5 protein-coding genes are annotated in these 8,987 nt (G+C 59.6%); 3 read left to right on the top strand and 2 right to left on the bottom strand.

What is annotated here, in order from left to right; translation table 11 throughout:
• Nucleotides 1-1,189: 1,189 nt before the first annotated feature.
• Nucleotides 1,190-2,575: a porin gene (locus A7A08_RS12070; RefSeq protein WP_069095711.1), complete on the top strand. Its 1,386-nt coding sequence runs from the start codon at nt 1,190-1,192 to the stop codon at nt 2,573-2,575.
• Nucleotides 2,576-2,865: 290 nt separating this feature from the next.
• Complete coding sequence (locus A7A08_RS12065; RefSeq protein WP_083226727.1) at nt 2,866-3,900, top strand: YeiH family protein; 1,035 nt, start codon at nt 2,866-2,868, stop codon at nt 3,898-3,900.
• A 270-nt stretch (nt 3,901-4,170) separates the two neighbouring features.
• Here A7A08_RS12065 and A7A08_RS12060 read toward each other — a convergent pair whose 3' ends face one another.
• Nucleotides 4,171-6,537: an arylsulfatase gene (locus A7A08_RS12060; protein ID WP_069095710.1), complete on the bottom strand. Its 2,367-nt coding sequence runs from the start codon at nt 6,535-6,537 to the stop codon at nt 4,171-4,173.
• 332 nt (nt 6,538-6,869) lie between these two features.
• Nucleotides 6,870-7,163: a hypothetical protein gene (locus A7A08_RS12055; RefSeq protein WP_069095709.1), complete on the bottom strand. Its 294-nt coding sequence runs from the start codon at nt 7,161-7,163 to the stop codon at nt 6,870-6,872.
• 454 nt (nt 7,164-7,617) lie between these two features.
• Here A7A08_RS12055 and glnT point away from each other — a divergent pair, with 454 nt between their 5' ends.
• Nucleotides 7,618-8,973 carry a type III glutamate--ammonia ligase gene (gene glnT, locus A7A08_RS12050; RefSeq protein ID WP_069095708.1) on the top strand — a complete coding sequence of 452 codons (1,356 nt, stop codon included), beginning with the start codon at nt 7,618-7,620 and terminating at the stop codon, nt 8,971-8,973.
• The last annotated feature ends 14 nt before the right edge of the window (nt 8,974-8,987 follow it).

Here is an 8,987-nt window from a genome sequence, read left to right as displayed (position 1 = left end):
CGCAAGCGGCGGGGTCGCGCTCCACTGCGAATGATTCCTTGCTGGCATTTCAATCCTCCTTGCGAGTTCCCAACTGACGCGGCACGCGTTCCGAAAGACCAACGGTTAAAATCAAATTAACCCCAAGGTAGACGTGTCCGCGCCACCAAGATCTTTCGCAAGGGTTTGGCCGGCAGAGGTTTTTATCAAATGAAACGTCCTTATCAGCCAATAGGCAATGCCTATCGATACTGAATAAGAAAGAGATGTGCCCAAAAGTATCGAGAGAAATATTGATTAGAAAAACTATTACTGAATAGAGAATAACTAATAGTCTTGGACTATTCAGGAATAGAGGGTGTCTAAGGAGTAAGGGGGGGCCGCTTCGAGGAGCAGGGGCCGGGGGCGAGCGGCGCGATGGTGAGCGCAGGGCTGGCCCGAGAGCGATTTGAACGCTGGCCGATCGTAACGAGCGGCGCGGCGAGGCCAATCCGACATACTGCCGCAACCCCGACCAGCCCTGCGGCCGGCCGATCACGCGGCGCCGAAGAGCAAAACCGGCTTGCCGAGGCGACCGCCCGGGCCTCTCGCATGTGATCTCCGGGGACCCCGGCTGTTTTCAATTCTCAAGCGACGGGGGGTACCGCTCTGAGCGACGGGACTTAGGGCTGCGGCCGGCCCTGGCCGCGAGCTCATGCGCGGCACGATGCGCGCCCAGTCGGCCGCACAGAGCAGTCCTCTAGGCCGATCCAAGCAAATTTTCCGAAAGAGAACGCCGCTAGCGAGGCCAGAGGGCCGAAAGTCGTGTCATGACGACCTTGGGGCGTCGTTTTTCCTTGTAAACACAGGATCTATCGAGAAAAGCGATCACAACGGCAACTTTTTTCGTATGGATTACCTGTTTTGACCTTCCTACCGTAAATGAAATCTATTCAAGAGGCAAATAAGAACCTGGTGCGTTGTATATATACACATGAGCACTACCTATAATTGAATAGGTTATATTGAATACAAGGATTATCGAGAAATAAAAACGAACAAATAAAGTAAACGCGGAGGTGATTGAGAAAAACGCAGATTAGAAGGGCGGTCTCCTGGGTGGGAGCGGATAGAGGGGAGCGCTGCAGGCAAAAATACTGCCTGCAGTTCTGGTGGAACCTTCGAGCCCTTCTGAAAAAAGTAGCTGTAGTGCTCTATGGGGAGGGGACCGATGAGCATCTGGATGAAAGAACGGGCATGGCCCGGTCTACGCGATCTGCTGTGCGTTGTCGCAGCAGGGACGATACTCGCGCACGCCGCGCCTGCTAGGGCGGAGAATCTGAACGCCACTGCCGATTGTTGTGCCGATCTGGAGCAACGCGTCGCGGATCTTGAGGCGACGACCGTCCGAAGAGGCAATCGCAAAGTCTCGATCAGGGTTTATGGCATCATGAACCGGGCTGCCAACTTCTGGGACGACGGGGGCAGCTCCAGCATGGATGTCGTCAATAACTACTACGTGAACTCCCGCTTTGGCTTTGTGGGAGAGGCCGCGATCAACCCGAACTGGAAGGTTGGCTATCGGGCCGAGGTCGGCATGAACGACGCGCTGTCGAGCCTCGTCGATCAGTACGGCGCAAACACCGGCGATCCCGTTGTCATACGCGAATCCCACTTGATCCTCAGCGGTGAAAACGTCGGCACCTTCCGGATGGGCCTGACTTCGACGGCTGCCGACAACGTCACTTGGCTTGCGCAACCGGTAAAGTTGGCGAATTTCGCGTATGCGCAGGATCTTGCCTTCAACCGCGACTTCTATCTGCGGACCAAAGGCACGCAAGGAGCAACGGGTCTTTCGGACATTACCTTCGGTGACGTCGCGCGCTGCTATAGCCTGGGCGATGCGTTCGACTGCTCCAATCGCCGGAACGGTATCAGCTACTGGACTCCGGAATTCGGTGGATTCCAAGTCGGCGCCGATTGGGCGGAAGACACATGGGCCTTAGGCGCGATCTATAAGTCCGTTTGGGCAGATACGTTCCAGGTCATCGCCGCCGCCGGCTACGAAAATATTCAGAACGAGAATATCGGGGCCTACTACGGCGGCAGCCACGAAATTCAGCAATCGGGTGGCAGTGCTTCTGTCATGCATACCCCGACAGGGCTCTACGTTTATGGGTCCGTGACCTCCTCGCAAATCGACGATCCGGTCACGAAGAATGCCGGCATCTATACCCATAGCAGCATGCCGGACATGAACGGTTTCGATATCCAAGGCGGGTTGCACCGGCAGTTTCTCGATATCGGGCCCAGCACCTTCTTCGGCGGCTTCAACCGGATCAGCGACGGCGTTGCCGGCGCAAGCCCCGACGCCAATCGTTCGTTGGCGCCCGGCACTTTCTACAACCTCGATATCCCCACCGAGATCACCGGCTCGCAAATGGACCGGTTCTATCTCGGATACGATCAGTCGATCATCGAGGACACGGTGCATCTCTATGTGGTCTATCAGCACTACGAGCCGGAGGTCGATTTGGTCGACTCTTCGCGCTCGGCAGTCAGCGCGCCTCTGGATGATTTTCACCTGCTCTATGCCGGCGGCTATGTCTTCTTCTGATTTGGCGGCGTAGGCCACCTTTCCCAGCCTGTCGCAGGTCGTGTTCAGCGCCCTTGAGCTTTGCTCAACGGGTGCTGTTCGCTTTCAGGGGCCTCTTGCCGGGAAGAGCGTTCGATCCCCCAGCGCAGTCCAGGCCGGCGATTCTGGAGGAGGGGGGCTCACCCTCCGGCGATCGAAGAGCACGGCCGCGAGGCCTTTCATCAATCAGATCGATCAAAACGCTAACGACAATCAATTGGAACGATTGAGGGTGCCTTCGTAATTTGAGGCTCGAAAAGGAGCCCGAGTGAATGGCCAATAACCGATCCAGTTCAGCCGCAGCCCAATCAGACGAAGATTTCGTCTACGAGGACCGCGGGTCCGATTTCTTCGAAGGCGTAAAGAACGTCATTCCGGGTCTGGTATTGACCACGGGCATTGCATGTGTCGCCTATGGTCTTCGATATATTCCGGGGGTGTCTTTTCTTAGCCCCATGATCTTGGCGATCCTTGTTGGAATATTGTTCCACAACACCATAGGAACGCCGGCCTCTGCGATTCCAGGGGTGAAGTTTGCGCTCCGCAGAATATTGCGGTTTGGCATCATACTGCTTGGCTTCCAGCTAACCATCGATCAGGTTATTGCAATTGGCCCGGTTGGACTGGGAGTCACGGTGCTTGGCGTCGTTGCGACCTTCACCATGACGATATGGTTGGGCAAGCTGATGGGCGTTGAGCGAACCCTCAGTCAGCTGATCGCAACCGGAACGTCCATCTGCGGCGCATCTGCGGTCGTCGCGGCGAAAGCGGCCACCAATGCCTCCGACGAAGACGCGGCGTACGGCGTTGCCTGCGTCACCGTCTTCGGCTCGATCGCGATGTTCGTTTACCCGCTTCTTCCGGATCTGCTGCATCTCGCGCCCCGTGCTTATGGGCTCTGGACCGGAGCTTCGATCCATGAGGTCGCGCAGGTCGTGGCGGCAGCCTACCAGGACGGGCAATTGGCAGGCGATCTGGGAACCATCACCAAGCTTTCCCGCGTGATGATGCTGGCCCCCATGATCCTGCTGCTCGGAATGTTTGCGCGTGGCCCGAGTGCGGACGGCGGCCGCTTGAGCGGCGTGCAGGTTCCATGGTTCGTGTTCTTCTTCATCGCGATGATTGTCGTGAACAGCACCATCGATATCCCGCAAGGCGCCAGGGACGTGCTCGTTCCGGGGACGGTGTTCCTGCTCACCATCGCCTTGGCTGCGATGGGACTCGAAACGGACATCAAGAAGCTTCGCGCCAAAGGGCTGAAGCCGCTTCTGTTAGGCCTTATCGCTCGATCTTCATTAGCGTTCTGACGCTCGGAACCATCATCGCCTTGGATGCCTGACGACGAGCGGCTCACCCTCCGTTAAATGCCCGTCGGCAGTTCCATGACTGGGGTCCCTCTTTAGGGGCCCCATTTTTTTGTGAAGTCCGTTCCCGCCGACGTCGCTCCACCCAATCCGAGGGGAGATCGCCAGGGCGAATGCGGCCCCTCCAACCGATTTCGGTGCTAGTGCCTGAGGAGAGTCGGCCATTCAAATCCGGCTCGCGCCAAACCAGGAATGGCGGGCGCTATCCCGCCTCTATTGCTTGAGCTCGACGACCACCTCTTCCAGCTCTCCCTGGAAGTCGAACGGCGCTTCGTAATCCGTGGTGACGGCCGTGCCCGTATCCGTCCCGATATCCTGGTTCTCGGAAAGGGAGTATTTGAACGGGGTGGTGCGCTCGATTTTGCCGGAGCCTGCGGGTTGGCCGTCGATGAAGAGGGTCACATCCCCGCTCTTGCCCATCTCCTGCCCGCCGTCATAGACGAAGTCCATCCTCACCTCATGCTCGCCGGCAGGGACGGGCCTGTCGCTTTCGACCGTGTAGCCTTCGACATCGAGATAGTTGTGGACCGCCTTCAGCGTGCCGTCCTTGAGGTAGAACGCCCAGCCGCCGGTATTCCCGCCCTGGGTGAAGATCATGCCGTTGGCCTTGTCCTCGACATCGACCTTGGCGCTCACGCTGAACGATTTGTTCTTGAGGTCCGGCGCGGAGGATTCCGGCAGGCCGGCCAAAACCCCTTCATAGGTAAAGCGCTTGCGATCGCCGGCCAGGTTCGGCTTTCCGGTCGCCTCTGCGCTGAAACGCTCCGCGCCGCGCCAATCCAGGGGGAGCGCCTTGTTGGCCGAGGCTTCCGCCCACCAGAGTGCCTTCAGCTCCTCCAGCTTGTCTGGATCTTCCGCCGCGAGATCTCTCGCCTGACTGAAATCCTCGTCGAGATTGTAGAGCTCCCATTTGGCTTTCAGGGGATCGAACGCGCCGCGTACCGGATCCCAGGGCTCGAACGCCAGTGAGCCCGCCCACCAGCCATCCTTATACATGGCCCGGTTCACGACCATTTCGAAATACTGGCTGGTCCGGATCTCCTCCGCGTTGGCGTCGTTCAGGGTGCTCAAGAAGCTCTTGCCCTGGATCGGCGTCTGAGCCGTTCCGTTGACGCTCCGCGGCTCGGGAATGTGAGCGGCGTCGAGAAGTGTCGGCGCAATATCGATGACATGCACGAACTGGGTCCGGGTCTCGTCGCCGTTCGAGAGCTTGGCCGGCCACTTCACGATCATTGGATTGCGCACCCCGCCCAGATGGCTCGCGACCTGCTTGGTCCATTGGAAGGGCGCATCCATCGCCCAGGCCCAGCCGGCCGGGAAATGATTGAAGTGAAGCTCGGTGCCGATCTCGTCGATCCGACCGAGCATCTCTTCCGTCGACATGAGATAGGCGTTGAAGAAGGCGTTCTCGTTGAGCGTGCCGTCGAAGCCGCCCTCGGCCGAGGCGCCATTGTCGCCGACGATATAGATAATGAGCGTGTTGTCGGCGTCGGGCAGGCTGGCGACGTAATCGAGCACCCGTCCGACCTCCTCGTCGACCTGGTAGCCGTACGCGGCGAACACCTCCATCATGCGGGTGTAGAGGCGCTTCTGGTCGTCGTTCAGGCTATCCCAGGCCGGCAGGCTTGCAGGCCGCTCGGTCAGCTCCGCATTTTCCGGAATGATCCCGCGGTCCTTCTGGCGCTGGAAGGTCTGCTCCCGATAAGCGTCCCAGCCCATGTCGAACTGCCCTTTGAACTTCTCGATGAGTTCCTTCGGTGCTTGATGAGGAGCGTGGGTCGCCGCCGGCGCAAGATAGGCGAACCATGGCTTGTCGGGCTGGATCGCCTCAAGTGTCCTCAGCCACGCGATCGTATGGTCGGCCAGATCGGTGCTGAGGTAATAACCCTCGCCCTCCGGCGTGCCGATCGGCGTCTGGTTCTCGAACAGATAGGGCCGGACCTGGTTCGTATCGCCCGCCATGAAGCCGTAGAAGTAATCAAACCCCAGCCCGTTGGGCCAATGGTCGAACGGCCCCATGGCACTGGTCTCATAGATCGGCGTGTTGTGGTTCTTGCCGATCCAGGCGGTGGTATAGCCGTTCTGGCGCAGGATCTCTGCGATAGAGGCGGTGTCCTTTGGAATGATCCCCGTATAGCCGTCATAACCGGTGGCGAGCTCGGTGATGACGCCGGTTCCTGCGACGTTGTGATTGCGCCCCGTGAGCAGCGCGGCCCGGGTCGGCGAGCACAGCGCGGTCGTATGGAAATGGGTGTAGGTCACGCCATCTTTGGCCAATTCATCCAAGGCCGGGGAGGGGACGCCTCCGCCCGTCACATCGAATTGGCCGAAGCCCACGTCGTCCAGCAGGATGAGCAGGATATTCGGCGCACCGTGGGGCGCCTTCACAGGCGCCGGAAACGTCGCGGGATCGGAATTGAGGTAGGTCGTGCCGACATTGCCGCGGAACTTTTGCTCGGCATAGGGCAGTGTCACCTGACCGTCTTTGGCACCGGGCGGGAGTTCCTGGGCATGGCCCGGAACGTTCCAGGCCGAAAGCACCAATGCGAGCGAGTAGAATGCTAGTCCGAACGCCTTCATCAGATTACTCCGATGCAGTCGGATGCAACTATAGATAGGTTTATATCACCCCTTTGGGGTGCTGGTTACGGCAATTTTTGATGGGGCTAACGAAGTGTAACGCTGGCCTGCGCCCGCCTGATCAGGCTCTCGGCCCCTTGTCAGGCGCCAATCTTAGGGGAGTAATCGGCAGGCTCGATGACCGCGGGATCGGTGGTCGCGGCGAGCTTCGTGCTCGAACGTCTTCATGTCGGTTGCGATCAGCCGGCTGTTTCCGGGCTGATCGCTCACCGCATCTCAGGGGAATGGCGCGGCCTGCTCGAAAGGCTGGGCCGCGCGGCTCCCTCAAGCCTTTAGTTACCGCCGGAGATCGAGTCGTTCTCGTCGGCGGAATCGTCCGCATCGGTCGGGCCTGCACCGGTGGCGCTGGCCGGGCCGGTCTCGTCGCCCTCGATCGCCTGGCTCTCGTCAGCCGAGTCCGTAGCGTCGGTCGCGCCTGGGGCGGATTCGCTGGCCGGGCCCGTCTCGGTGCCCTGGATGGCCTCGTCCTCCATAGCGGCATCGTCCGCAGCGTCGGCCGCATAAGCGCTGCCAGCAAGCGTCGACAAGACAGCGATAGTAAGGGCCGTCCGCATGATGCTTTTCATTTCAAAACTCCTCTCCAAGTTTCCTGTATCCCAGAACAGTGGTAGATAACGAGCGAGTAATACTCCTGATATGTCACCAATTGCTCAAAATTTTGCCAAGCTGCTGAATAAAATCACAAGAAGCTTGTCAGGCAGCCGGTCGCCCGGAGGGCACGCCGCAGATCCCGGCAGGAAGAGGGGGAGAGCGCTGCTCCAGACCCGTTAGTGCCATTTCGTTGGTCGCCTTCGGCGTGCAGCGTCTCCTAGCTGACCGAGTGACGTTAACCGCCTCGGTCTCCCGACGTTCTCCCATCTCGTTCTCAATCTTCAGCCAGCATCCGGCAACCTAACCCCGGCTCGAATTGCCCCGGAGTCTGACCTCCTACCGGAACAACGCGGTTGACATTCATAATTAATTGAACAATCAATTAAATTGATAGTGCAAGAGACCGAGCCGATGGGAGGCACGAAAAGGATGACGCAGAGTGACTACAAGGCGCTGAAAACCGAGTTGGAAGAGAAGGGCGTGAAATACCTGCTTCCGAGCTACGTCGACATGCACGGAGCATCCAAATCCAAGATGGTCCCGATCGCGCACCTCGATCGCATGATGTCTGGCTCCGAGCTTTGCACAGGCGCGGCGCTGGACGGCGTGCCTCAGATCATCAGCGACGAGGAAGTCGCCGCACATCCCGATCCGGAGTCCTGCATTGTCCAGCCCTGGCAGAGGGACATCGCCTGGTTCGCCAGCGATCTCTGGTGCGAAGGAAGCCCGTTCGAGCCCTGCAGCCGGAACATCCTGAAGCGGGTCGTCGCCGAGGCGAAGGCCATGGGCTACACGATCAATCTCGGCATGGAGGCGGAGTTCTTCGTTTTCCGCAGGGACGAGGACGGCAAGGTCCTGCCGGTGAGCAAGCGTCACAATCTCTCCAAGCCCGCATACGACGTCCCGCGCCTGCTTGAGAACATGGATTGGCTCTCCGAGCTGATCGACGCCATGAACGAGCTGGGCTGGGACGTCTACTCCTTCGACCACGAAGACGGCATCGGCCAGTTCGAGATCGACTTTGCGTATGACGACGTCCTGACGACCGCGGACAGGTTCGTCTTCTTCCGGCGGATGGCGGACGCGATCGCCAGAAAGCACGGCGCCTTCGCGACCTTCATGCCGAAGCCCTTCGGCAGCTACGCGGGAAGCGGCGCTCACTTCAACATGTCCATCGCCGACGCCGAGACCGGCAAGAATCTCTGCGTTCCCGATGGCGCGGATCCGCGCGGCTGCGATCTGTCGGAAGTCGGCTATCAGTACATCGCCGGCGTGATGCGGCACCTCCCGGCCATCAGCGCCGTCGCGGCGCCGACGGTCAACAGCTACAAGCGCCTCATCCTGAAGGGCAGCAACTCGGGCTTCACCTGGGCCCCGGTCTTCCAGTGCTACGGCGACAACAATCGCACCAACACGGTCCGCATCCCCGGCGGCGGCGGCCGCGTGGAGCTGCGGCTGGTCGATCCCATGTGCAATCCATATCTCGCCGCTGCGCTCACCATCGCAGCGGGACTGGAAGGGATCCGGGAGAAGGCGGATCCGGGCGAGCCCCATTTCGAGAACATGTACGAGAAGACGCCTGAAGAGCTGGACCGGCTCGGCGTCAAGACGCTCCCCCGGACCCTGGAAGAGGCACTCGATGCTTTCGAGGCGGACCCGCTGGGGCGGAAAGTCTTCGGCGATAAGATGTTCGACGCCTGGCTCGACTACAAGCGCGACGAGTGGCTGGCCTATCTGAACCACGTGTCCGAATGGGAGGTCCAGCGCTACATGAACTTCTATTGAGGCTCTTGGGCGGG

This window comes from Methyloligella halotolerans, assembly GCF_001708935.1.
GTDB classification, from domain to species: domain Bacteria; phylum Pseudomonadota; class Alphaproteobacteria; order Rhizobiales; family Methyloligellaceae; genus Methyloligella; species Methyloligella halotolerans.
The sequence above is the reverse complement of the archived record's forward strand: the minus strand, read 5'-3'. Positions and strand labels throughout refer to the sequence as shown.